General features: G+C 74.2%; 14 protein-coding genes, 1 tRNA gene and 1 riboswitch. Of the genes, 10 read left to right on the top strand and 5 right to left on the bottom strand.

Translation table 11 applies throughout. From position 1 onward, the window contains the following. Positions 1-84: 84 nt before the first annotated feature. Together AXF14_RS03185 and AXF14_RS03180 are read right to left on the bottom strand one after the other, a co-directional pair. Entirely contained in the window at positions 85-1,107 is a 1,023-nt protein-coding gene (locus AXF14_RS03185; protein ID WP_150118406.1) for a hypothetical protein, read from the bottom strand. 214 nt (positions 1,108-1,321) lie between these two features. Continuing rightward, positions 1,322-3,037, bottom strand: a complete 1,716-nt coding sequence (locus AXF14_RS03180) for a DNA repair helicase XPB (RefSeq protein ID WP_067940793.1) — start codon at positions 3,035-3,037, stop codon at positions 1,322-1,324. A gap of 111 nt (positions 3,038-3,148) precedes the next feature. Here AXF14_RS03180 and AXF14_RS03175 point away from each other — a divergent pair, with 111 nt between their 5' ends. Further along, a complete protein-coding gene (locus AXF14_RS03175; protein ID WP_067940792.1) occupies positions 3,149-5,587 on the top strand; it encodes a helicase-associated domain-containing protein in 2,439 nt (812 codons plus the stop codon). An 82-nt stretch (positions 5,588-5,669) separates the two neighbouring features. After that, positions 5,670-7,280 (top strand): DUF3027 domain-containing protein, encoded by a 1,611-nt coding sequence (locus AXF14_RS03170; protein WP_236755912.1) that lies wholly within the window; start codon positions 5,670-5,672, stop codon positions 7,278-7,280. A gap of 49 nt (positions 7,281-7,329) precedes the next feature. On the opposite strand, the gene AXF14_RS03165 is transcribed toward AXF14_RS03170, so the two are convergent. Both AXF14_RS03165 and AXF14_RS03160 read right to left on the bottom strand, forming a co-directional pair. Next, entirely contained in the window at positions 7,330-8,679 is a 1,350-nt protein-coding gene (locus tag AXF14_RS03165; protein ID WP_067940791.1) for a hypothetical protein, read from the bottom strand. Between the two features lie 64 nt (positions 8,680-8,743). Further along, positions 8,744-9,721 carry an NAD(P)-dependent oxidoreductase gene (locus AXF14_RS03160; RefSeq protein ID WP_067940790.1) on the bottom strand — a complete coding sequence of 326 codons (978 nt, stop codon included), beginning with the start codon at positions 9,719-9,721 and terminating at the stop codon, positions 8,744-8,746. Positions 9,722-9,816: 95 nt separating this feature from the next. On the opposite strand from AXF14_RS03160, the gene AXF14_RS03155 reads away from it, so the two are divergent. The 7 genes from AXF14_RS03155 (at position 9,817) to AXF14_RS03125 (ending at position 17,417) form a co-directional block, all read left to right on the top strand. After that, positions 9,817-11,283, top strand: a complete 1,467-nt coding sequence (locus AXF14_RS03155; RefSeq protein ID WP_067940789.1) for an NCS2 family permease — start codon at positions 9,817-9,819, stop codon at positions 11,281-11,283. 141 nt (positions 11,284-11,424) lie between these two features. Further along, positions 11,425-12,951, top strand: coding sequence for an MFS transporter (locus AXF14_RS03150; RefSeq protein WP_236755904.1), 1,527 nt, complete (start codon positions 11,425-11,427; stop codon positions 12,949-12,951). Positions 12,952-13,062: 111 nt separating this feature from the next. After that, complete coding sequence (locus tag AXF14_RS03145) at positions 13,063-13,734, top strand: metal-dependent transcriptional regulator (protein WP_067940788.1); 672 nt, start codon at positions 13,063-13,065, stop codon at positions 13,732-13,734. Positions 13,735-14,001: 267 nt separating this feature from the next. Beyond that, a riboswitch (cyclic di-AMP (ydaO/yuaA leader) is annotated at positions 14,002-14,158 on the top strand. Positions 14,159-14,161: 3 nt separating this feature from the next. Continuing rightward, the gene (locus AXF14_RS03140; protein ID WP_067940787.1) at positions 14,162-14,983 is read left to right on the top strand and encodes a C40 family peptidase; all 822 of its coding nucleotides are present in this window, start codon (positions 14,162-14,164) and stop codon (positions 14,981-14,983) included. 203 nt (positions 14,984-15,186) lie between these two features. Continuing rightward, positions 15,187-15,993, top strand: coding sequence for a C40 family peptidase (locus AXF14_RS03135; RefSeq protein WP_150118405.1), 807 nt, complete (start codon positions 15,187-15,189; stop codon positions 15,991-15,993). Between the two features lie 220 nt (positions 15,994-16,213). Continuing rightward, complete coding sequence (locus AXF14_RS03130) at positions 16,214-17,152, top strand: universal stress protein (RefSeq protein ID WP_067940786.1); 939 nt, start codon at positions 16,214-16,216, stop codon at positions 17,150-17,152. Positions 17,153-17,344: 192 nt separating this feature from the next. Beyond that, positions 17,345-17,417, top strand: a tRNA-Arg gene (locus tag AXF14_RS03125). Between the two features lie 76 nt (positions 17,418-17,493). On the opposite strand, the gene AXF14_RS14700 is transcribed toward AXF14_RS03125, so the two are convergent. Next, complete coding sequence (locus AXF14_RS14700; protein ID WP_067940785.1) at positions 17,494-19,602, bottom strand: carbohydrate-binding domain-containing protein; 2,109 nt, start codon at positions 19,600-19,602, stop codon at positions 17,494-17,496. 200 nt (positions 19,603-19,802) lie between these two features. Between AXF14_RS14700 and AXF14_RS14095 the strand changes: the two genes are divergently transcribed. Next, on the top strand, positions 19,803-24,566 hold the full coding sequence (locus tag AXF14_RS14095) for a DNA helicase (RefSeq protein ID WP_067940784.1): 4,764 nt from the start codon (positions 19,803-19,805) through the stop codon (positions 24,564-24,566). Positions 24,567-24,568: the final 2 nt, after the last annotated feature.

The raw sequence follows: 24,568 nt of genomic DNA, 5'->3' as shown, positions 1-24,568 counted from the left end.
CGGCGATCCGGCGGTTTTGGCCCCAACCGGCGGGAATTACGCGCAGGTTGGGGCCAAAACCACCGGATCGACGGCTCGTCGCACTCAGCGGAGGGCGCGATCGGGGCGTGCGGCGGCCGCCACGTGCGCGGGCACGAGCCTCAGGATGTCCTGAGCCATGAGCGCTGGATCCGCCAGGTGGCGTCCGGTGAACCTTCCGGTCCGCCATCCGAGGCGTGCCAGGTCGTCCTGACGGATCTTCTCGGCCCATGCGGCCTCGGGGGAGAGGTACTTGCCACGCCCGTCGTACTCGAGGTTGACCTTGAGACCGGGCATGGCGACGTCGAGGAAGTAGGTGCGTTCCCCGTTCACACGCAGCTGGACGGACGGCGTCGGTAGCCCGAGGGCGTACACCTGCCATCGCAGCGCGCTCTCCCCGGCGGACTCGGAGAACGGCGAGGCGATCGACGTCACGGCCCGAGCCCGTACGGCACCCGGCCGAGTGCCCTGGGCCTCGACCCGGTTGATGAGCTCGACCCGCAGTCGTGCCCACCTAGCCGCTGACTCCTCCTCGTGGAAGCGCTCGGGAACGACGAGCGCCCTCATCGCCGAGTCCACGATGGGTACGGAACGGCGCGGTGGGAGCTCGAAGGCGCAGTCGACTGCGGTCTGCATGAGGCTCGTGACGAGCAACGGCCCGACGGCGGTGACGTCGCACTCGTGGGCGGCACGTCGACGCCTTCGGAGGCGGACCCGTGTTCGGCCAGGGACGGGATGACCGCTCCGAGGGCCCCGGAAGGTGACGCCCGGCAGCCAGGTCGTGGCACGGCTCGGCTCGGTCCTTGTGAGGAGAAGGAGGTCGGGCTCCGCCTCGGTGACCCAGAGACCGTGGATGAGTGCGGCGGACGTGCCGGCGAGTGCGAGCCGCGAGCGGCTGCGGCTCCAGACGCCGGCGCATCGGGCGAGGCTGGCCTCACGGCGCTGCTGCCAGAGCGGCGTCGTCGGCGAGGGGACGTAGGAGACGCCGGGCATGACGGGGACAGGCGCGGGGACGGCCGCTCGTCGGTCGCGCGCGCCCCTCAGCCGGAGCTCGGGCAGTCGTGGCGGGTGAGGGATGGTGGGGTCCATGACGCCAGCCTGGGCTGTGCTGCCGGCTGGTGCGCGCCACCCTGTGATGGGCTTGCTGGAGGGCGTCATGGCTAGGGCTGTGGAGCCGCGCACCCTTGCGGCGATCCGGCGGTTTTGGCCCGATCCGGCGGGAAATTCACGCCGGATCGGGCCAAAACCGCCGGATCGATGGGGCGGGACGGAGAGGAAGCGAGGGCGTGCGCGTGCGGGGACGTCAGGCCCCGGCGGGCGAGTCCTCCCCGTCCCCGGCGAGGTCCTCGGCGTCGACGACGTCGTAGGCGTAGCCCTGCTCCGCCAGGAAGCGCTGCCGGTGCGCCGCGAACTCCTGGTCCACCGTGTCCCGCGTGACCACCGTGTAGAAGTGCGCCTGGCGGCCGTCCTCCTTGGGGCGCACGATCCGCCCGAGGCGCTGAGCCTCCTCCTGCCGGGACCCGAAGGACCCGCTCACCTGCACGGCGACGCTCGCCCCCGGCAGGTCGATGGAGAAGTTCGCGACCTTGGAGACGACGAGCGTGTCCACCTCCCCGGCGCGGAAGGCGTCGTAGAGCTTCTGGCGCTCGCGGACGGTCGTCGCACCGGTGATGACGGGCGCGCCGAGGTGCTCGGCGAGCTCCTCGAGCTGGTCCACGTACTGCCCGATGACGAGCGCGGACTCGCCCCGGTGCCGCGCCAGCACGGCGTCCACCACCGCGACCTTGCGAGGCGTGGTCGCGGCGAGGCGGTAGCGGTCCTCGGACTCCGCGGTCGCGTAGGTCATGCGCTCCCCGGCGTCCAGCGTCAGCCGCACCTCCGTGCACACCGCGGGCGCGATCCAGCCCTGGTTCTCCAGGTCCTTCCACGGGGCGTCGTAGCGCTTGGGACCGATGAGCGAGAAGACCTCGTCCTCGCGCCCGTCCTCGCGCACCAGGGTGGCGGTGAGCCCGAGCCGGCGACGCGCCTGCAGGTCCGCCGTCATGCGGAAGATCGGGGCGGGCAGGAGGTGGACCTCGTCGTAGACGATGAGGCCCCAGTCGTGGGCGTCGAGCAGGTCGAGGTGCGGGTAGACGCCCTTCCGCTTCATGGTGAGCACCTGGTACGTCGCGATGGTGACGGGCCGGACCTCCTTGCGGGAGCCCGAGTACTCGCCGATCTCGTCCTCCGTCAGGGAGGTGAAGCGGATGAGCTCCTCCTTCCACTGGCGTGCGGAGACGGCGTTGGTGACGAGGATGAGCGTCGTGGTCGAGCTCCTCGCCATGGCGGCCGCGCCGACGAGGGTCTTCCCGGCCCCGCAGGGCAGGACGACGACGCCGGAGCCGCCGGCCCAGAACGCGTCCACGGCCTGCTCCTGGTAGGGGCGCAGCGCGAAGGCGCCGGGCTCACCCGCGGCGACGCCCTCGGGGGAGTCCTGGAGCACGATGGGGTGCTTCTCGCCGTCGACGTACCCGGCGAGGTCCTCCGCGGGCCAGCCGAGCTTGATGAGGACCTGCTTGAGGTTGCCGCGCTCGGAGGGGTGGACGACGACGTCCTCCGGGGAGAGGCGCTCACCGAGCAGGCCCTTGGTGCGCTTGGAGCGCATGACCTCCTCGAGCACGGGGACGTCGGTGGCGTGGAGGACGAGGCCGTGGGCGGGGACGGTGACGAGCTGGAGACGCCCGTAGCGGCCCATGGTCTCGGCGATCTCGGTGAGCAGCGAGTGCGGCACCGGGAAGCGCGAGTAGGTGATGAGGACGTGGATGACGGTCTCGGCGTCGAGGCCGGCGGCGCGGGCGTTCCACAGCGCCAGCGGCGTGATCCGGTAGGTGTGGATGTGCTCCGGGGCGCGCTCGAGCTCAGCGAAGGGCGCGATGGCGCGGCGCGCGTCGGCGGCGTCGGCGTGGGCCACCTCGAGCAGGACCGTCTTGTCGCTCTGGACGATGAGCGGGCCGTCGGGGACCGCGGGGGAGGGGGACATGGGCGGGAGTATCCCAAGCGGCGGCGTGCGGCGCCGTGACCGAGGCGACGGCTTCACCGGCGGCGGAGGGCTCCGGGCCCCGCCCTGGACACGCGCAGTAGATTTGACCGGATGAGCACCTCGACCTCGGACACCGCAGCCGTCCCCGACCCCGCCGCGCCGAACGCGCCCGCGGTCGCCTCCGTCGAGGAGCTCGCCGCCCACCTCACCTCCCTGTCCAACCAGGACGTCGCAGCCCTCCTCCTCGCGCGTCCGGACCTCGCCGCCCCGCCGTCGGGCTCGTTCACGGCGCTCGCGGCCCGCGCCGGCGCCCGCCCCAGCGTGGAGGCGGCGCTCGCGGACCTGGACGCCGTCACCCTCGCCGTCGCGGAGGCGGTCATCGCGCTGGGCCAGCAGGACACCGACGCGCTCGCCGCCGGTCTGGCCCTGCCGGCCGATGACGTCGCCCGCCGTCTCGGGCTCCTGCGCTCCCTCGCGCTGGTCGTCGAGTCGGGGCCGGTGGCCGGGCTGGACGACGCGCTCGGCCCGCACCCGCTGGGACTGGGGCCGGTGTCCACGAGGGCGCCTCAGAGCCTCCCGCCGAGCCTCGAGGAGCTGGAGAACCGCGGGACCACGCAGGCCCACGCACCCGCCGACGCCCCCTTGGGCGCCCTCGTGGACAGCGCGCCCCTCTCCGAGCCCGCGCTCGCGATGCTCCGCGTCCTCACCTGGGGCCCGCCGGTCGGCACGGTCCGTGCGGGCGGCCGCGCCCCCGGCGCCGCCGAGCTCCTCGAGCGCGGCTGGCTCGAGCGCGACTCGGACGCCTCCGGCCGCACCCGCCTCGTCCTGCCCCGCGAGGTCGGCCTGGCCCTCCGGGGTGGCCGCCTCCTGCGCGAGTCCCTCGCCGCCCCGGACCCCTCCGGTCTCGACGTCGTCGACCCGGCTGCTGTCGCCGCGGAGGCGGCGCGCCTGGCCGAGGAGGTCGTCCGCCTCACGGGCGCGCTCCTCGACGAGTGGGGCCGCGAGGGCGGCGCCATCCTGCGCACCGGCGGGGTGGGCGTGCGCGTCCTCGCCCGCACGGCCGGCGCCCTCGACCTCGAGGCGCCCGTCGCGGCGAGCCTCATCGAGATGGTCGCCGCGTCCCGGCTCCTCGGGCTCGACGAGGCCGGCGCCACCTGGGTGCCCGCCTCGACCGCCCGCGCCTGGCGCGCCGCCGAGCTCCCCGAGCGCTGGGCGCCGCTGGCCGCCGGCTGGGCGGTGAGTGCCCGCACTCCGTGGCTCGTCGGCACCCGGAACGACGACGGCTCCCTGCGGCCCGTCCTCGGCGCCGACGTCGAGGCCTCCTGGGCCGCCGCCCTGCGCCGTCGGGTCCTGCTGCTCCTCGACGCCCTGCCCGAGGGGACGGCCGTGACCCCGGAGTTCGTGCGCGCCGCCCTCACCCACGCGCGCCTGCGCCGCCCCGTCCCGGAGGGCGCGGTGACCGCCGTCCTCGCGGAGGCCGAGCTCCTCGGCGTCACCGCCGGAGGGGCGCTCTCCAGCGGCGGCCGTGTCCTCGCCGTCGCCCTGCGCGGTGAGAGCGGGGCCCGCGGCGCCTCCGGGAGCCCCGCGGCGGGCTCCGATGGCGTCGCCCCCGCCACCGAGGCCGAGCTCCTCTCCGCCCTCGAGGACGCCCTCGCCGCGGACCTGCCCGCCCCGGTCGACATGCTCCTCGTCCAGTCGGACCTCACCGCGATCGTCCCCGGCCGTCCCTCGTCCGAGCTCGCCACCGTTCTCGAGCGCGCGAGCGTCGTCGAGTCCCGCGGCGGCGCCCTCACCGTCCGCCTGACCCCGGAGTCCGTCCGCGGCGCGCTCGACGCCGGATGGTCCGGCCCGGAGCTCCTCGAGGCCCTCGGGCGCTTCAGCCCGACGCCGCTGCCCGCCACCCTCACCTCCCTCGTCGACGACGCCGCCCGGCGTCACGGGGCCGTGCGGGTCCGCGAGGTCGCCTCCGTGCTGCGAGTCCCGGACCCGGCGACCGCGGCCGGGCTGCTCGCCGACGAGCGCCTCCGGGACCTCGGCCTCGACGAGGTCGCTCCCGGCGTCCTCCTCGCGACGGCGCCAGCGGGGCAGGTCCTGCGTGAGCTGCGCGCGGGCGGCCTCGCCCCGGTCCTCGAGGACGCCTCCGGGCGCCTCCTCGTGGCAGCCGACGGCGTGCCGGGAGCGCGTCGTGGTGCGCCGGCACCGGAACCGGCGGGCCCGGGCGGCGAGGTCTCGGTCCGACGCCGTCGGCCCACCACTCGTGAGCTCGCGACGCTCGTGGGGCGTCTGCGGGCGGGGGAGGAGGCGCGCGCGGTCTCCGGCGCCCCGGCCGGCGCCGTGACGGACCCGGTCCACGCCCTCGCGCTGCTGCGGCAGGCCCAGGCCTCCCGCACGCGGCTCAGGCTCCGCCTGGCCGGTCCGGACGGCAAGGTGCAGGAGCGCCGCGTGCGGGTGCTGGCCGTCGAGCCGGGGCGGGTGCGTCTGGCCGACGTCGTGCGTGAGACGGAGCTGACGGTCGCGGTCCACCGGATCGTCTCCGTCGAGGCGCTCTGAGGGGGCGGCGCGTCGCCTGCCCGCGCTGCGCCCTCGCCGAACGAGGACGGGCCGTCCTGGACGCGGCCCGTAGACTGGCCGAGTGACTGACGCAGCGACTTCCACGTCGACCGAGGCCGAGCAGGCGACCCTGGGCGAGACCGCCCCGGTGAGCGCCGCCGCCCGCACCACCATCGAGCGTCCCGGTTCCCTGCCCGCCAAGGCGCAGCAGACCGCCGCCAACAAGGACAAGACCCTCACCTCGCCGGTCGCCGTCGAGATGGCCCACGCCGCCCTCGGCGAGATCACCGACCCGCTGAGCGTCGGCGCCCACGCCGGCTCCCGCGCCGAGGCCGAGCGCCTCGTCACCCACCTCTTCGAGTGCAACCTCGCCGGCTACCACGGCTGGCGCTGGGCCGTCACCATGACCCGCCCGCCGCGCTCGCGCACCGCCACCATCTGCGAGATGGAGCTCCTCCCCGGGGAGGACGCGCTCCTGGCCCCCGCGTGGGTGCCGTGGGCGGACCGCCTCCAGCCCGGCGACGTCGGACGCGGGGACCGCCTTCCCAAGCGGGAGACCGACGAGCGCCTCGAGCCCGGCTGGGAGGCCACCGGTGAGCACGAGGGCGACCGGACCGGTGAGGACGGCCTCCTCGCGGCCGGCACCGACGCCGTCGACTTCGGCCGTGCCCGCGTCCTCAGCCCCGAGGGCGTCCAGCGCGCCGCCGACCGCTGGTACGACGGCGACCACGGCCCCGAGGCCGACGGCGTCCGCAAGGCCCACGCCACCTGCGCGACCTGCGGCTTCTTCATCCCCATGTCCGGGCCGCTCCGCAACGTCTTCGGCGTCTGCGCCAACGAGTGGGCCGCCGACGACGGCCGCGTCGTCTCCCTCGACCACGGCTGCGGCGCCCACTCCGAGACGGACCTGCCCGACCAGGGACCCGACTGGCCCGTCACCCCGTCGCGCCTCGACGAGGCCGCCATGGAGCCGATCGGCACCGACGGCTCCTCCATCCGCGAGGGCCGGAGCCTCGAGGAGGCTCAGGCCGAGGCCGCCGCCCAGGCGGAGGCGGCCGACGAGTCCCGGGCGAGCACCGAGCGGCCCGAGCAGGCTGAGCGGTCCGGGAGGCAGGAGGAGGCCGCGCAGGCGGAGGACGGCTCCGCATCCGACGAGGAGTCCCGGTCCTCGCGCGCCCGCTCGCGCTCCACCGGCGCCCGCCGCCTCGGGCACCGCAAGGCGACCTCGACGACGGGGACCACCGCGGACGCGACCGATGTCGATGCTGAGGACGCCGCGGCGTCCGACATCGCCGCCGCCGGCTCCGACGAGCACGCCGGCTCCGAGGACGCTCCGGCCACCGCCACCGCCACCGACCCGGCAGAGCCCGCTGAGGAGTCCGGGACGCCCGAGAAGCCCGCGAAGGCCGGCGGGTCGCGCAAGCGCGCCAAGACCGAGGGCACGGCGGCCGCTGCGGACTCCGCCGACGGCAAGCGCTCCACCCGCTCACGCCGCACGCGCAAGAGCCGCACCGGCGAGGACCCGGACGCCGAGCACACCGCCCCGGTCGAGGACGGCGACCAGCGCCACTCCTCCGCGCTCGACGCCGTCGCCGAGCTCGCCGCCTCCCGCGGCCACGCCGACGGCGCCGGAGCGCACGACGCCCCGACGACCCTCGCCGAGCTCGAGGCGCACCTGCCCACCCGCGGGTGATTCTCGGGCACCAGCGTGCCTCGGCCGCTCCGGTGCTGCTAGTACGACCTCAGTGCAGGAGGGCGCAGCTCACGGGGACGGTGAGTCTCGTGGGCCACTGGGTGACGCGGATCGTCCCCGTCGTCTCGTCGCAGCCCGTGGCCCGGGCCTGGGCGATCGCGACGGACCACGACGGGCTTCCCGTCCTGTAGGTCAGTGGTGCCTGGAAGCCCGCCGCTGCGACGCCGACGGCCAGGAGGACCGTGACCACGCGCACCGGAAGCCAACCGATCCGGTCGACTGCCACGAGCAGTGCGATCGTGACGAGCATCGCGCCGGCCGCCCCCCAGCGCCACAGGAGCGGCTGATCGTCCTGGGACATTGGGAGGCCGCCGTTGCCGAGGCACCCGGCGCACCAGAGGGCGGCCGCGAGCGCCACCCAGGCGGTGGGTGCCCATCGCTCGAGGGAAGAGGCGCGGGGTGCGCGCCTCGAGCGGGCGCTGAGGCTGCACGCCAGCACCTCCGCGCCGAGGAGCAGCGCGAGCCCGCCCCAGCCGATCGACGTGACGACGCGGTGGGCGATGTCGTCCGACGACGTCACCGGTGCGAGCACCGTGTGGAGCAGAGCGCCATCCAGCACGTCCCGGACGGTGGAGTGGTTGCCTGCGTAGGCTTGGGCGCGCGATCCGGATACGGCCGCCCACCCCTGAGCCAGCGAGCCCAGCGCCCACCCGCCGGTGAGCGGGTCCACGCCCCTCCCTCCCGTCCGACGGTGCCGCACGGTGCGCCAGACGAACAACGGGGCCAGGAGGATGACCTGGACCTCCGTCAGGGTGAGGGTGAGGGAGACCGCGGCCGTACCGGCGGCCCTCAACACGCGTGGCGCTCGGTGTCGGACGAGACCCGTGGCAGCGGGCGCGCAGACCCACACGCCCATCGTGACCAGGCAGTAGGTGTGGAGGCAGTTGAGGTTGCCGAGGACCTGGTCGCCCGTGGCCGGGGTGAGGGCGGGGACCAGTGCGACGGCGACGTGGAGCGCGCGAGAGCGCAGGAGACCCGCACTGCCGTGCCACAGGATCGCGCTGAGGAGGCCGACGACGAGGCAGGCGCCGCCGGTGACGGCGCGCCCCCAGTCGTCGACGGGGATGACGGCGTAGACGGCGCCCGCGACCAGGCGTGGCACGAGGTGGAGGTAACCGCTGTACGGGGCGAGGACCGAGCCGGCGCCTCGGGAGACCCATCCCCCGAGGAAGAGCCACCCGTCCTCGGAGTAGAGCGAGTCCCACGTGGAGGGACGCACTCGCAGCGCCGTGACCGTCGCGGCCAGGACTCCGATCGCGACGGTTGAGAGGAACGATGGGGGCGCTGTTGGGAGTGAGTGCGGCGCGTGGTCACAGGACCGGACGTCGTCGTGGGTCATGGGGGGAATCCTACTGGACGGTGGGCCACCGAGGCCCTGGGGCTGCCTCGGCCCGGTTCCTGGGTCAGCGCGTCACGAGCGCCTCGAGGCCGGTGGGCACCTCGCCCTCCGGCGTCGCCTCGATGAGGGCCGCGTTCTTGATGATCCGGTCCACCGCGCCGACCGCCCGGCCGCCCGCGCTGTGCGGGGTGATGACGAGGTTCGGGGCGTCCCACAGCGTCGAGTCCGCCGGCAGCGGCTCCGGAGCGGTGACGTCGAGGCCAGCGGCGCTGATGGCGCCGGAGCGCAGCGCCGCCTCGAGGGCGTCCTGGTCGACGGTCGCGCCGCGGCCCACGTTGACGACGACGCTGCGTCGCGGCAGCAGGGCGAGGCGCTCGGCGGACAGGGCCCCGGTGGTCTCCGGCGTCGACGGCAGGATCATGACGAGCAGGTCGGTCTCCGGGAGCGCGGACTCGACGTCGTCGACGGCGATGACCTCGTAGCCGGCGCGCGTCCCCGCGCTGCGGGCGACGCCGCGGACCTGCGCGCCGAGGGCGGTGAGCACGGAGGCGGTCTGCTGGCCGATCGCCCCGAAGCCCCACACGAGGGCCCGGGCGTTGAGGAGGGTCGTGAGGCGGTCCGGGGCGTCGAGGGGGTGGGCGCCGCCGAGCTCGGAGTCCCAGACGTGGTCGGACTGCGCCTCGAGCGCGCGGGGGAGGGAGCGGACGCAGGCGAGGGCGAGGGCGGCGGCGTGCTCGGCGACGGTCCGGTCGTGGAAGTGGCGGCCCGAGGTGATGGCCACGGAGTCGGGGAAGCCGGCCGCGAGGACGTTGTCGGGGCCGGCGGCGAGCGTCTGGACCCAGCGCAGCCGCGTGAGGTAGCCGGGCATCGCCTTGAGGACGTCGGCGGAGCCGGAGCCGCCGCCGCCCCACAGGACCATGGCCTCGGCGTCGCGGTGCTCCTCGGGCACGGGCTGCGACTCGGTGAAGAGGACGACGTCGTGGCCGGCGGCGCGGATCGGCTCGGGGTCGAGGTAGCTGGTGTCGGAGAGAAGGATCTTCATCGCCCCAACCCTGTCACGGACGGGCCTCTCCCGGGGCGTCCCGTGTGACGAGGCTCAACGCGACGGCAACGCGCCCTCTGGGACAATCGCTCCACGTGAGCACAACCTCCCCGTCCCGCACGTCCCAGGGACAGGCCGCCGCCCCCGCGTCCGGCCTCGACCGCTTCTTCCACATCACCGAGCGCGGCTCGACGATCGGCCGCGAGGTCCGCGGCGGCGTCGTCACCTTCTTCACGATGGCCTACATCCTCGTGCTGAACCCGCTCATCCTCTCCACCCCGCACGACGGCATCGCGCCGCTCGGCACGACCGAGCAGATCGCCGCCGGCACCGCCTTCGTCGCGGGCCTCATGACGATCCTCATGGGCGTCGTCGCCAACTACCCCATGGCCCTGGCCGCTGGCCTCGGCGTCAACGCGATGGTCGCGTACACGATCGCCGGCACCGACGGCGTCACCTACGCCGACGCCATGGGCCTCGTCGTCATCGAGGGCATCATCATCCTGGTCCTCGTCCTCACCGGTTTCCGCGAGGCCGTCTTCAAGGCGGTCCCGCCGTCGATCAAGACCGCGATCAGCGTCGGCATCGGCCTGTTCATCGCCCTCATCGGCCTTGTGGACGCCAAGGTCGTCCGCGCCGGCGGCACCCCGCTCGAGCTCGGCCTGGGCGGCAGCCTCCAGGGCTGGCCCGTCCTCGTCTTCCTCTTCGGGCTCTTCCTCATCATCGTGCTGCACGTGCGCAAGGTGAAGGGATCCATCCTCATCGGCATCATCGCCTCCACCGTCCTCGCGACCGTCATCGAGGCCGTCGCCCACCTCGGCGCCTTCGACGTCGACACCAACCCCACGGGCTGGTCCCTGTCCGTCCCGAGCCTGTCCGGCTCCCCGATCGACATGCCGTCGCTCGCGACCCTGGGCCGCTTCAGCCTCCTGGGCAGCGTGGACAAGATCGGCGTCGTCAGCCTCGTGCTGCTCGTCTTCTCCCTCATGCTCGCCGACTTCTTCGACACCATGGGCACGATGGTCGCCATCGGTGCGGAGGGCGACCTCCTCGACTCCGAGGGCAACCCGCCCAAGACGCGCGAGATCCTGGTCGTCGACTCCGTCGCGGCCATCGCCGGCGGCATGGGCGGCGTCTCCTCGAACACGTCCTACGTCGAGTCCGCCGCGGGCGTCGGCGAGGGCGCCCGCACCGGCCTGGCCTCCGTGGTCACCGGCGTGCTGTTCCTGCTGAGCATGTTCCTCGCGCCGGTCGTCTCGATGGTGCCCTACGAGGCCGCCACCCCGGCCCTCGTCATCGTCGGATTCCTCATGATGACGCAGGTGACGGACATCGACTGGAAGCGTCCGGAGATCGCGCTGCCCGCCTTCGTCACGATCATCATGATGCCCTTCTCGTACTCGATCACGAACGGCATCGGCGCCGGCTTCATCGCCTACACGGTCGTGCAGCTCGCGCGCGGAGAGGGAAGGCGGATCCACCCGCTCATGTGGGTCGCCTGCGCGCTCTTCGTCGTCTACTTCACCCTGACGCCCATCAAGGCGATCCTCGGCGTCTCCTGACGCGTGCCGCACCGGTCCGGGAGGGCCGACGACGACGGGGCCGCCCGACGTCGTCGGCCCTCCCGGCCGTCTGCCGGCCGTCGGGGCCCGGCGTAGCATCGACGACGGCGCCGCCGGGGCCGTCCGCCGACGCCGCACCCCGTGCCCCCCGAGCAGAACGAGGCCCCCGACGCCGTGTCCTCCACCTTCGACTCCCTGAGGTTCCACAACTACCGGATCTGGTTCTTCGCCGCCCTCGTCGCCAACACCGGCACGTGGATGCAGCGGGTCGCCCAGGACTGGCTGGTGCTGAGGATCCTCACGGAGGACTCGGCCTCCGCCACGGGCATCACGACGGCGCTGCAGTTCCTGCCCGCCATGGTCTTCTCCGTGCACGCCGGCCTCGTCGCGGACCGGGTGGACCAGCGGCGCTTCCTCGTCCTCACTCAGACCTCGATGGGAGTCGTCTCGCTCGTCCTGGGCGCCGACGTCATCGCCGGGCACGCCGAGCTCTGGCACGTCTACCTCGCGGCCCTCCTCACCGGCTGCGCGAGCGCCTACGACTCCCCGGCCCGCCAGATCTTCGTGGCGCGCATGGTGCCCGGCGACCACCTCGCCAACGCCGTCGGCCTCAACTCCGCCTCCTTCAACGCGGCCCGCCTCCTGGGCCCGGCCGTGGGCGGCCTGGCCATCACGTGGGTCGGGCCGGGCTGGGTCTTCGTCGTCAACGCCCTCACCTTCCTCTTCCCGGCGGCGGCGCTGCTGTCCATGCGCGTCAAGGACCTCTACGACGTGCCGCGCGCCGAGCGCGCCAAGGGGCAGATGCGCGAGGGGCTCGCCTACGTGCGGCACCGGGCGGACATCGTCGTCATCATCGTGGTCATCTCGGTGGTCTCGATGTTCACCCTCAACTTCCAGGTGACCATGGCCGCGATGGTGCGCCACGCCTTCAACATGGAGTCCGACGCCTACGGCACGGTCTCCTCGGTCTTCGCGATCGGCTCCCTCGCCGGGGCGCTGTGGGCGGCCCGCCGCAAGCGGCCGCGCGTCCGTACGCTCGTCATGGCCTCCTTCCTCCTCGGCGTCTCCTCCCTCGTCATGGCGGCCATGCCGACCTACCCGCTCTTCGCGCTGTCCTCGATCCCCGTGGGCCTGTGCGTCCTCACGGTCCTCACGAGCGCGAACCAGACCGTCCAGCTCACCACGGAGCCGGCGATGCGCGGGCGGGTCATGAGCATCTACATGATGTTCTTCCTCGGGACGACGCCGATCGGGTCGCCGGTCATCGGCTGGGTCTCGGACGAGTGGAATCCCCGGGTGGCGATCGCGGTCGGCGGCGCGGCCGCCATCATCGTCTCGCTGCTGGCCGCCCTCTGGGCCCGCGAGCACTGGCACATCGACCTCACCCACACGGCGACGCGCTCCATCCTCGCCGCCGTCGGCCGTGGCGACCCCACCGGCATCCAGGCGCCCGGGCCGCTCGCGGGGGAGACCACCGAGGCGGTCGGCGCCGAGATGCTGGCCGAGATCACGGGCAACGACGACGAGCTCGTCGCGGGGCTCGACGGCGTGGGCGGCGTCGCCCCCGACCGCGGCGCCGGGGCCCCGGGTGACCCGGCTGACGGCGTCGACGGCTCGCACCGGCCCGACGACGACGGCCCCTCCGGCTCGCGGCCGTCGTCGGCCTGAGACCGGCGCGGCGGCTCGCGCCACTATCCTTGGACGGTACCTTGCGAGCACGGCCGGGCGCCCAGCCCTCGCCGCCGGAACGCGCGGACGACCCGCCAGGAGGCCACCGAGATGAGCGAGCTCATCGACACCACCGAGATGTACCTCAAGACCGTCTACGAGCTCGAGGAGGACGGCGTCACGCCGCTGCGCGCGCGCATCGTGGAGCGCCTCGACCACTCCGGACCGACGGTCTCCCAGACGGTGGCCCGGATGGAGCGCGACGGCCTCATCCGCGTCGCCGAGGACCGGTCCCTCGAGCTCACCGACGAGGGGCGCGAGCGCGCCACCGAGGTCATCCGGAAGCACCGCCTTGCGGAAAGGCTCCTCCTCGACGTCATCGGCATGGACCGCCGTCTCGTCCACGAGGAGGCGTGCCGCTGGGAGCACGTCATGAGCGAGCAGGTCGAGGAGCGCCTCGCCGCCATGCTCGACGACGTGAGCGTCGATCCCTTCGGCAACCCCGTCCCCTCGCACTCGGACGACCACCCGGCGCCCGCCGCGGGCGAGGTGGGCGCGACGGCGCTCGCGGGCTCGCACGACGTCGAGGCCACCGTCCGCCGTATCGGCGAGCCCATCCAGGCCGACCTCGAGCTCATCGCCGCCGTCGAGGACGCCGGCGTCGAGGCCGGTGCGCAGGTGCGCCTGCGTGCGACGTCGGGCGGGGTCCGGGTCGTCGGACCGGCCGGGGTTCCCGTCACCCTCGCCGAGGACCTCGCGCGGCACCTCTTCCTCGTCCGCTGAGAAGGGGTACCGCTCCGGCTTCCAGAACCACTGGAGCGGGCCTGAGAGGACCCTGAGCCGAGTCCTCCGCGGAGTCCCGCCGATCTGTGACCTTTCCGCATCATCGCTTTGGAAAATCTGGGTCGCTCCGAGTGCCGGACGCCACACGAAAATGGTGATCCAGACGTCTCGTCGGACGGCGTCGGGTCGTATAACGTTGCGGTCGCGGTCAGGGACTGACCGCGAGAACGCGCACGGAGCCAAAACCTGCCGGCGTGCACGTCCTCCGCAAGAACACAGCATCGGCAGGTCCGGGGGAACCAATTTCCTTCCGGCCAGACGGTCACTGCGACCTGAAGGCCTTGGGGTGAAGCCCGCGCAAGCGGGCCGGGCAACTCCTCGCCCGAACCCGACAGCTAACTCCGTCGGCTCACCAGGAGATACAGCAGTGACTACCAGCGTCAAGGCCCGCCACCGCAAGGCCGCCCGTCCGCTCACCCCGCTCACGAGCGCTCCGCGCATGGCCCGTCGTGGCCTGGCCGTGGCCGCCTCGTCCGGTCTCGCCCTCACGATGATCGCGTCGGGCGCGAGCGCCGCCAACCAGAGCACGGAGAGCGCGAACGCCTCCGCGGGCACTCTCAAGGCCGGCCTCACCGCGCAGGCCGCCAAGGCCGCCACCCAGAACGCCTCGATCACCGTCGCCGCCGACGCCAAGGCTGCCGCCGACGTCACCGCCGCCTCCGGCGTCGCGAAGACCGAGGACACCGCCAAGATCGAGGCTGAGAAGAAGGCCGCCGAGGAGAAGGCGGCCGAGGAGGCCGCCGCCGCGAAGGCCGCCGAGGAGGCCGCCGCCGCCACGGCCACCGCCGCCGCGACGACGACCACCACGTCGACCGGCTCCACCGCGAGCACCTCCGCCGCCACGACGACGGCCGCCGCCTCCAGCTCCTCCATCGTGGCCACCGCGATGCAGTACGTCGGCTCCGCCTACGTCTACGGCGCCGCCGGCCCGTCCGCCTTCGACTGCTCCGGCCTGGTCTCCTACGTCTACGCCCAGTACGGCATCTCCCTGCCGCACCAGTCGGAGGCCATCAAGAACTCCGGTACGGTCATCTCCGCCTCCGCCGCCCAGCCCGGCGACGTCATCTGGTGGTCCGGCCACGTCGCCATCTACGTCGGCAACGGCATGATGGTCTCGGCCGACAACCCGAGCGCCGGCGTGACCTACCGCGCCGTCGACGCCGGCGGCACCTACGTCCGCATCGGCTGATCCTCAGCTCTTCACGGGGCCCGCCGCTCACTGAGCGGCGGGCCCCGTTGCGTCCTCGAAGATCCTCCTCGAGGAGGAGGTGCGAACCCGCAATGTGTGTCTCCTCATGCCGCAATGCGCTCGGATCACCTGACAGCGCCGCCAATGTCTCGGTAGCGTCACGATCGCAATCCCGGAAGCTCACCTCGAGGAGATCGCATCCCATGGCATCCCACGCCCTTCGCCGCACGCGCAGCCCCCGCACGGCCGTCGCCCTCGTCGCCTCCACCGGCCTGGCGCTCACCGCCGTCGCCGCCGGTGCCGCCGCCGCGGACACGGTCCCCGCCGACGCCTCGGCAGGCTCCCTCCACGGGTCGGGCACCGCTGCCCTCGCCTCCGGTGCGCGCGAGGTCATCACGACCAACAAGGCCGTCACGGTCAACGCTGACGCGGCCGCCTCCGAGGACGTTACTACCGCCTCCGCCGTCGAGAGGACGGAGGACACGGTCGCCGTCCAGAAGGCCGCCGTCGAGAAGAAGGCGGCCGAGGAGGCCGCCGCCGCGAGGGCCGCTGAGGAGGCTGCGGCGACCGAGCAGGCCTCCGCCGCCGCGACGACGCCGGACACGACGACCCAGGACGCCGCCGCGACGACCTCCTCCTCGGGTGCGAGCACCGCGAGCACGACGACGTCCGGCTCCTCCGTCGGCGCCGCCATCGCCGCGACGGCCCTCCAGTACCAGGGCGTCCCCTACGTCTCCGGAGGCTCCACCCCGAGCGGCTGGGACTGCTCCGGCTTCGTCCAGTGGGTCTACGCCCAGCACGGCATCTCGCTGCCGCGCACCTCCTACGCCCAGGGCGCCGCCGGCACCACCGTCTCCGCCGCCCAGGCCCAGCCCGGCGACATCGTCTACTACGGCTACCACGTCGGCATCTACGTCGGGAACGGCATGATGGTCGACGCCGGCAACACCGCGGTGGACACGGTGTACCGGGCCGTCTGGGGCAGCCCCACGTACGTCCACATCGGCTGAGGTCCTCCGGCCTCCACCAGCTCCCGAGCGGGGCGGTCGCCACCCGGCGGCCGCCCCGCTCGTCCGCACCCGGAGCCCGGGCCCGCCCTGCGGCGTCCGTGTGACCGAGGCTCGCGCCGATCCGATAAGGTTCCCCACGCAGTGGTTTGGACCACAGTATGCGAAGGGGCACAATGGCCCCATCGGTACTCACGACCCCATCGTGAAAGGGGCAGAACCCATGGCTGAAGACAAGGTCGTCCTCGTCGGAGTTGACGGCTCTCCGGAGTCCCTCGGGGCGGTGGACTGGGCGGTCGCCCGTGCCTCCCGCGCCGGATGGCGGGTCCACCTGCTGTGCGCCTACTCCCTGCCCTCCTTCACCACCGCCTCCCTCGACGGCGGATACGCCGCCCTCGACGACACCGCGATCCGAGCCGGCGCCCAGGCCGTCGTCGACGAGGCCGTCGCCCGCGCCCAGGGATCGGGCGTCACCGTCACGAGCTCCCTCGAGACCGGCGACCCCTCCGGCGTCCTCATCGACCTGTCCGACGAGGCCGCCCTCACCGTCGTCGGCACCCGCGGCGGCGGCGGCTTCACGGACCGTCTCCTCGGTACCGTGTCCTCCGCTCTCCCGGCCCACGCCCACTGCCCGACGATCGTCGTCCCCCGCCACCTCGAGGGCGCCGACTACACGCCCGTGCGCCGCATCGTCGTCGGCGTCGACGGCTCCGAGTCGGCCCGCAAGGCCCTGCGCTGGGCCGTCAACGAGGCCGAGGTCTGGGGCGCGGAGCTCACCGCCATCGCAGCCGTCCCCATGGCCTCCGGCGCAGGTGCGCTGGCCTGGCTGCCCGCCGCCGTGGACCGCGAGCAGGTCCTCATCGACGTCCGCTCCGGCCTCGACCGCGCCATCGCCGAGGCCACCGAGGGGCACCCGGGCGTCACCGTGCGCCGCCACGCCCTCGACGGCAACGCCGCCGAGCTCATGGCCGAGTTCTCCACCGCCGTCGACCTCGTCGTCGTCGGCTCCCGCGGTCGTGGCGGCTTCTCCGGGCTGCTGCTCGGCTCCACGAGCCAGGGCGTCCTCTCGCACGCCGCCTGCCCCGTCATGGTCGTGCCGACCCGTTCCAAGGATGACCAGCTCGACGGCCGCAACATCGGCACCCCGTGGGGCCGCGCCTGAGCGCCGCCCACCGAGACGTCCGACGGCGCCGCCCCGCAGCTCGTGGGACGGCGCCGTCGTCGTGCCGACGGCCGGCTCGCGATCTCGGCCCGGCCGGCGCACCGCGCGAGCCCGGGGACGCCGAGGCGGTACCGCGACGCCCCGGGCAAGCGCGGGGCGTCGGCCTCGCGCTGGTAGGGTGTCCCGCTGCAGGCCCTCGTAGCTCAGGGGATAGAGCACCGCTCTCCTAAAGCGGGTGTCGTTGGTTCGAATCCAATCGGGGGCACGGCCGGGAGCCCCGACCACGTCGCGTGGTCGGGGCTCCCTCGTGCTCCTCGCGCTGAGCGGGCGTCGGGACTCGCTCAGACCCGCTCGGCCCGACGACGGCGCAGGGTGAGCGTGAGCCCCCCGATCCCGAGCAGCCCGGCGGACATGAGGACGAGCTCGGAGTCCGCACCGGTGTGGGCGAGCGCGCTGCCGTCGGTGTCGTCCTCCGATGCCGATGCCGATACCGAGGCCGCGACGACGTCGCCGTCCGAGGCTCCCGTCGTGGAGGACGCGGACGTCGTGGTCCCGTCCTCCGACGTCGTGGTGGCGCTGGAGCTCGTCTCGTCAGCGGTGGTGGTCGCCGTGCCGGCCGCCTCCTGCTCGGCGGGTGCGACGGCCGCCTCCACCGTGAGCACGGCGTCCTCGGCAGCGGCCCCCGCCGCCCCGGCGGTGGTGGTCGCCGTGCCGGCCGCGTCCGTCGTGGTCGCGAGCGGTGTGGCCGTCGTCGTGTCGAGCCCGGTCCACTGCGCGGCGAGCGCGTTGAAGATCGTGGGCTGCACGGTCGCGCTGGTGGTCGTGGCCGCTGCCGCGTCGGCGACGGTGGCGTCGGTCATCCCGGTGGTGGTCGTGCTGTCGGGAGCGGCGGGCGGGGTGGAGCCGTCGGTGGTGCCCGTGGGTGCGGTGACGTCGGGCAGGGCAGGGGGAGTGGCCCCGTCCGTCGCGGCCGTCGGCGCGGTGCCGTCGGGCATCGTGGGCGGCGTCGTGCCGTCGCCCGAGAAGTCGGCCGGTGCGCCCTGGGCGCCCGGGTCTCCGAAGGCGGTGGACTGCTGGGCCTCCGTCGTGGCCGTCGCGGTCGCGCTGGAGCCGCTTGAGACCGTGATCGTGTACGCCTCGCCGTCGACGAGGCCCTCCGTGGAGAACACCACGTTCCCGAAGGCGGTCGTCGCCGTCGTCGCCGTCGTCGTCGCGACGACCGTGCCCGAGGAGTCCGTCACCGTGATCGTGTCCCCGGCCGAGCCGGACACGTTCGACATGAGGTAGGCCCGGGTGGTCGAGGTGAAGGCCTGGGCCATGCCGGTCTGGTTGATGAACCACACGGTGCCGCCCGTGAGCGTGCCCGTCTCGTCGTAGTCGAGGGCCGCGTTGTCCTGCGAGGACTGGCTCGCCGTGACGGTCCCGGAGTCGATCTCCACGGACCCGTTCGAGTCGATGCCGTCGCCTGCGGCGGTGACGACGACGGTCGCGCCGTCGACGAGGATGAGAAGGGGGTTCTCGGGCGTCGTGTCCGTCAGGTTCGCGACCTCGTCGGCGTAGTCCTCGTCCTCGGTCCACTCCTTGGCGTTGATGCCGTCGTCGCCCGCCGTGAGCGTGAGCGTGCCGCCGGTGAGGTTGACGAAGCGGCCCTCGAGGCTCTCGTCTCCGGAGACGATCGTGACCTCTCCGGACTCGACGGCGAGCTCGTCGCTGACGGTGACGCCCTTGTCCTCCGACGTGATGGTGAGCGTCGAGTCGGACAGGAGGAAGTCGCCGGAGTCGACGTCGGAGGTGTCCTCGACCTGGATGCCGTCGCCCGGCGCGGTGATGGTGACGTCGGAGCCGTTGACGACGGAGACGGCGGTGGTGGCGTGGATGCCGCCCTTGGGGGTCGAGGTGAGATCGAGGTTCGAGCCGTCGACCGTCACCGAGTCGGCCTTGACCGCGTGGGAGTCGTCCGAGCTGAGGGTGAGGGTCGCGCCGTCCTCGCTCGTGAAGGTGAGAGCCCCCTCGGAGGAGATCGCGACGTCGCTGCTCGAGGCGATCGAGGAGTCGGAGGTCGTCGTGATGGTGACGTCGGCGGTCGTGCCCGAGGTGATCTGGGAGTCGGTGAGGCCGAGGGACTCGAGGATGAGGGTGACGGCGTCCGAGATCTCCTTGCTGACCGCGATGGTCCAGCCGGATCCCGAGCCCGTGATGACGTACTGACCGGCCTCGTTGATCGTGATCGTCGCGTCGGAGACGGTGACCGCGCTGGTGGTGCTCGTCGTGTCGGTCGAGTCGGTGGTGCCGGTCGCCGCGGTGTCAGTGGTCGTGCCCGTCGACGCGGTCGAGGACAGCGCGCAGCCGCCCGCCACGATGAGCAGCGCGCCTGCCGTCGTCGTCATCGCCGAGCGGACTCCGGGGGCCTGCATCCACCGGGGAGTCGTGCGGGTCGTCGTGTCGCGCATGGGTTGCTGCTCCTTCTGCGTGCGCTGCCGGGTGACGACGCCGACGCTAGGAAGCCTGCCCGTGCCCGTCCTGTGCGGCGCCTGAGCCCCGCCCCTCGATGCCGGCCGATCCTGTGAGCCCCTGGGCCGGAGGGCCGGCCGTCCGGCGTCCGCCCGCCGCGCCGCCCGGAGGTCGGCCCGCGCTGCCGTAGATTGGGAGCATGACGCCTTCACTCTTCTCGTTCGGCCGCAAGCGACGCCACTCGGAGCCCGCCCCCGAGGAGAGCACGGGCGTCGACGGCCTCGAGGAGGCGATCACCGCCCAGTCCGGCGAGGCCGCCGAGGACGTCCCCCAGCCGGCCGAGGACCCCGAGCCGGAGCCCGAGCCCGTCGACCCGGTCGACGCCGCGCTCGCGCGGTGGCGCAGCGAGCTCGTCGAGCTCGGCGGCGTCGCCAGCCTCGACGACATCCACATGCTCGACGGCGTCGTCGACCTCTCCGCGGCCCACCCCTCCGGTCTCGCCCAGCTCTACGCCGGCCGTCCGACGCACCTCACGAGCCTCATCCGGGAGCACTCGGCGCTCAGCGTCGCGCGCCAGTCCCTTCGCGAGGTCGCCGGCCGCACCGACAGCCTCGCCCGCCAGTTCGGCGTCGCCCCCGTCTACCTCGCCATCGGCGTGGCCTCCTGGACGGAGACCGTCGTCTCCGAGCACGGCGCCGCCGCCTCGAGCGCCTCCGCCGCCTCCTCGACGACGGCGGCCTCCGCGGCCTCGTCCGCCTCGGCCCCCTCAGCCGCCCCCGCGGCGAGCGGCTCCGCGGGCGACTTCGACGCCGCCGAGGCCGAGCTCGCTCGCGCCACCGCCGCCCTCGACGCCTCCCGCGCCAGCCACCCCGACGCCTCCTCGACCTCCCGCACCGCCCAGCCGGGCGTCGTGCGCACCGTCAACGTCCCCGTCCTCCTGCGCCCTGTGCGCCTCTCGAGCGCCACCGCCGACGCCGCCCTCACGCTGGACGCCTCCATCGAGGTCAACCCCGTCCTCGCCCGCGCCCTGCGCCGCTACGGCTCCACCGCCGACGTCGACGCCGCCGCCCGCGCCACCCTCGCCGGCGCCGGCTTCTCGCCGCGCAGCGCCCTCGAGCGCGTCGCGGCGCTGGGCCGCGAGTACCTGCCCGGCTTCGAGATCCACGAGCAGCAGGTCATCGGCGCCTTCGTCCACCCGGGCCAGGCCCTCGTCGAGGACCTGGACGAGGTCTGGGACCGCGCCCGCGCCTCCGCCCTCGTCGCCGCGGTCGCCGGCGATGAGGAGGCCCGCGCCGCCCTCGACGTCGACCTCGGCGAGCCCGTCCGCACCGACCGCGCACCCAGCGACGAGCGCGGGGCCGGAGACCTCGACCCCGCCCAGCTCGACGCCGTCGAGGCCGTGAGCACCGGAGCCTCCCTCCTCCTCGACGCGCCCCCGGGATCCGAGGTCGCCGAGACCCTCGCCGCCATCGCCGCCGACGCCGCCGCCTCGGGCCGCACCGTCGTCCACGTCCCCGCCACGAGCGCCGACGGCCACGCCGTCGCCGGCGCCCTGCGCGACCTCGGGCTCGGCGACCTCGTCCTCGACCTCACCGAGGACGGTTCCTGGCGCCGCCACGTCGCCGACGCCATCAAGGAGTCCCTCGGCGTCGAGCCTCCCGAGCTCGACGTCCCCGCCATCGTCGACATGCGCGAGGAGCTCACCGCGACCCGCGACCGCGTCTCCCGCTACGTCGACGCCCTCCACCGCGAGCGCGCCCCCTGGGGCGTCTCCGTCGACGACGCCCTCGAGCGCCTCGCCGAGCTCACGAGCGACGCCCACGCCGCCCGCACGCGCGCCCGCGTCGCGCCCGGCCGCCTCGAGCGCCTCGACGACGCCGGCATGGACCGCGCCCACGAGCTCCTCGAGCGCGCCCACGAGCTCGGCGTCATGACCCGCGCCGCCAGCACGAGCCCTTGGAACGGGGTGTCCGTCGCCGACGTCGACGAGGCCACGGACTCCCTCGTCCGCCTCCAGCGCCTCTCCGACGAGCTGCTGCCCGCCGTCATCGAGAACGCCGGCTACGTCGCCGGCGCCACCTCGCTGCGCCGCGCCTCCACGATGGGGGAGTGGTGCGAGCAGCTCGAGATGCTCGACGGCGTGCGCGAGTCCCTCGACGTCTTCCAGCCCGCCGTCTTCGAGCGCTCCGCCGCCGACATGGTCATCGCGACCGCCTCCAAGCAGTGGCGCGAGGACCGCTCCGTCCAGATGGCCGCCTCCGACCGACGCCACTACGCCAAGGCCGCCCGCGACCTCGTGCGCCCCGGCCGCGTCGTCGAGGACCTCCACGGCGAGCTCGTCAAGGTTCAGCAGCGCCGCGAGACCTGGCGCAAGCACGACCCCGAGGGCGGCTGGCCCACCCTCCCGCACGGCCTCGACGCCATGCAGGCCACGGCCCAGCAGACCCGCGAGCTCATCGACCGGCTCCAGCCCGTCCTCGGCACCGCCCCGGACGCCCCCGTCCTCATGGACCTGCCGCTCGAGACGCTCCTCGAGCGCGCCGGCGCCCTCGCCGATGACGACGTCACCGCTCAGAAGCTTCCCCGGGTCAACGCCGTCCTCACCGAGCTCGACGAGCTGGGCCTCAGTCCGCTCGTCGCCGACCTCGCCTCCCGCGAGGCCGGCGCCGACGAGCTCGACGAGGAGCTCACCTTCTGCTGGTGGTCCTCGGTCCTCGCCCAGGCGCTGCGCACCGACCCCGACCTCGAGGGCCTCGACGCCGCCGCCCTGTCCGGCACGGCCCGCCGCCTCGCCGAGCTCGACGCCGAGCAGTCCGCCTCGCTCGCCGGCCCGGTCCGTCACGCCTACGCGCGCCGCGTGCGCACCGCCGTCGAGGAGCGCAAGGCCGACGCCCGAGCCCTCTACATCGCCCTGTCCCGCGAGGACGGCGTGCCGCTGCGCGACATCCTCGCCCTCCACCCGATCGCGCTCACCGTCAAGCCGATCTGGATCATCCCGCCGACCCTCGTCCCGCAGGTCCTCGCCCCCGACGCCCTCGTCGACCTCGCGGTCCTCGACGCCTCCGCGGACGTGCCCGTCTCGCGGGTCGTGGCCGCCATGGTCCGTGCCAGCCAGGTCATCGTCGTCGGCGACCTGCGCCGCGCGAAGACCGGTCTGGCCGCCGAGCTCGGCTCGCTCCTGCCGTCGGTCACCCTGCCGACCGGGCGCAACGCCCTCGACGCGGAGATCGCCGCCTTCCTCGCCACGAACGGCTACGAGGGCGTCGTCGACGCCGTCCCGGCCCCGCCGGGCACGGAGCGGCTCGCGCTCTCCCTCGTCGACGGCCGCGGCATGCCGGCACCCGGACAGAGCGCCGTTGAGACGGTGGGCGCTGAGGTGGACCGCGTCGTCGACCTCGTCATCGAGCACGCCCTCACCCACCCCGAGCTCTCGCTCGGCGTCGTGGCCCTCAACGCCCGCCACGCCGACGAGATCCGCCGCGCCGCGGCCGCCGCGGTCGCCGGCTCCCCGGCCCTCGAGGAGTTCTTCGCGACGGGGATCTCCGAGCCCTTCACGGTGGTCGACCTGCCCGAGGCGCGCTCCCTGCGCCGCGACCACGTCATCCTCGCCGTCGGCTACGCCAAGACGCCGCACGGCCGCACCATCCACTCCTTCGGCCAGGTGAGCGAGCGCTCCGGCATGGTCGAGCTCGTCGAGGCCCTGTGCGCCTCGCGCGGCACGACGCACGTCGTCTCCTGCCTCGCGGCCGAGGACATCGACCCGGAGCGCCTCCACGCGCCGGGCGCGCGCCTCCTGCGCGAGGTCCTCGCCCGCGCCGCCGGCGAGGCGCCGCAGGCCGAGGCCGGCTCCGCCGAGGTCCCCGACCGCCTCACCTCGGACCTCGTGGCCGCGCTGCGCCGCAGGGACCTCCTCGTCGTCACCGGCTTCGGCGTCGAGGGCGGCCTGCGCCTGCCGATCGCCGTCGGCCACCCCGACTACCCCGGCGAGCTCCTCGTCGCCGTCCTCACCGACGACGCCGACTACGTCGCCGAGCCGAGCCTGCGCCGCCGCGACCGCCACTGGGTCGAGCGCCTCGAGCACCGCCGCTGGCGCGTGCACCGCGCCTTCCGCGCGAGCGTCTTCCTCGACCCGGAGGCCGAGGCCGCGCAGATCGCCGACCTCATCGACGACGAGCTCGCGCTGCGCACCGTCATGGCCGCCCAGGAGATCGTCGAGCTTGTCCCCGAGGACGCCGAGGACCCGCTCACCTCCGCGTCGACCGCGTCGGCGGAGGAGGTCCAGCCGGAGCGCGCCACCGAGCCCGACGGCGCCGCCCCGGTCGAGTTCGAGCCCCTGGTCTCCAGCGCCGTCGAGTCCGGTTCGGAGGAAGCCGACGCCTCCGCCGGCAGCGCCTCCGATCCCGAGCCCGACTCGACCGCCGACGAGTCCGACGACGCCGCGTCCGCCGACTCCACCGCCGGCGACGCGGTCGGTGCCGAGGACGGCGCCGTCGACGTCGCGCCCGCCGCCGTCGACGAGGTCGCTTCCGCCGAGCCGACCGTGTCGGTGGATACGGCCGCCGCGTCGGAGGAGCCGGACGCCGGGCCCGACGAGGAGACGGTGACGGAGGCACCCGCTGAGGAGTCCGCGTCGGACGCGGACCCCGCCGAGGAGCTCCCCGACCGCGTCCACGACGAGCCCGTCCCCTTCTTCCAGCTGCCCGAGGCCGATGAGGCGACCGGAATCCCGGCCGCCGAGGCTCGCGCCGCCGCGCGCGACGTGCGCCCGCCGATCGCCCAGGGGCTCCCGCTCCAGGCCTACACGGACGACCAGCTCGACGACCTGCTCGCCTGGATCCGCACCGACGACGTCGTGCGGACCGAGGACGAGGAGGTCGAGGAGCTCCGCCGCGAGCTCGCCCTGCGTCGACGCGGCGCCGGCATCACCGCGGTCCTCCGCAACGTCGTCCGTCGCACCCGGTGAGC

The organism is Actinomyces radicidentis (assembly GCF_001553565.1).
GTDB lineage: Bacteria > Actinomycetota > Actinomycetes > Actinomycetales > Actinomycetaceae > Actinomyces > Actinomyces radicidentis.
Note: the sequence above shows the minus strand (reverse complement) of the source record. Positions and strands in the feature narration are given on the sequence as shown.

Bases quoted from the DNA above. Each gene is read 5' to 3' on its own strand.
- AXF14_RS14095 (WP_067940784.1), top strand. From the start codon at position 19,803: ATGACGCCTTCACTCTTCTCGTTCGGCCGCAAGCGACGCCACTCGGAG.
- AXF14_RS03175 (WP_067940792.1), top strand. From the start codon at position 3,149: ATGAGCACCTCGACCTCGGACACCGCAGCCGTCCCCGACCCCGCCGCG.
- AXF14_RS14700 (WP_067940785.1), bottom strand. From the start codon at position 19,602: ATGCGCGACACGACGACCCGCACGACTCCCCGGTGGATGCAGGCCCCC.
- AXF14_RS03165 (WP_067940791.1), bottom strand. From the start codon at position 8,679: ATGACCCACGACGACGTCCGGTCCTGTGACCACGCGCCGCACTCACTC.
- AXF14_RS03185 (WP_150118406.1), bottom strand. From the start codon at position 1,107: ATGGACCCCACCATCCCTCACCCGCCACGACTGCCCGAGCTCCGGCTG.
- AXF14_RS03145 (WP_067940788.1), top strand. From the start codon at position 13,063: ATGAGCGAGCTCATCGACACCACCGAGATGTACCTCAAGACCGTCTAC.
- AXF14_RS03160 (WP_067940790.1), bottom strand. From the start codon at position 9,721: ATGAAGATCCTTCTCTCCGACACCAGCTACCTCGACCCCGAGCCGATC.
- AXF14_RS03135 (WP_150118405.1), top strand. From the start codon at position 15,187: ATGGCATCCCACGCCCTTCGCCGCACGCGCAGCCCCCGCACGGCCGTC.
- AXF14_RS03180 (WP_067940793.1), bottom strand. From the start codon at position 3,037: ATGTCCCCCTCCCCCGCGGTCCCCGACGGCCCGCTCATCGTCCAGAGC.
- AXF14_RS03130 (WP_067940786.1), top strand. From the start codon at position 16,214: ATGGCTGAAGACAAGGTCGTCCTCGTCGGAGTTGACGGCTCTCCGGAG.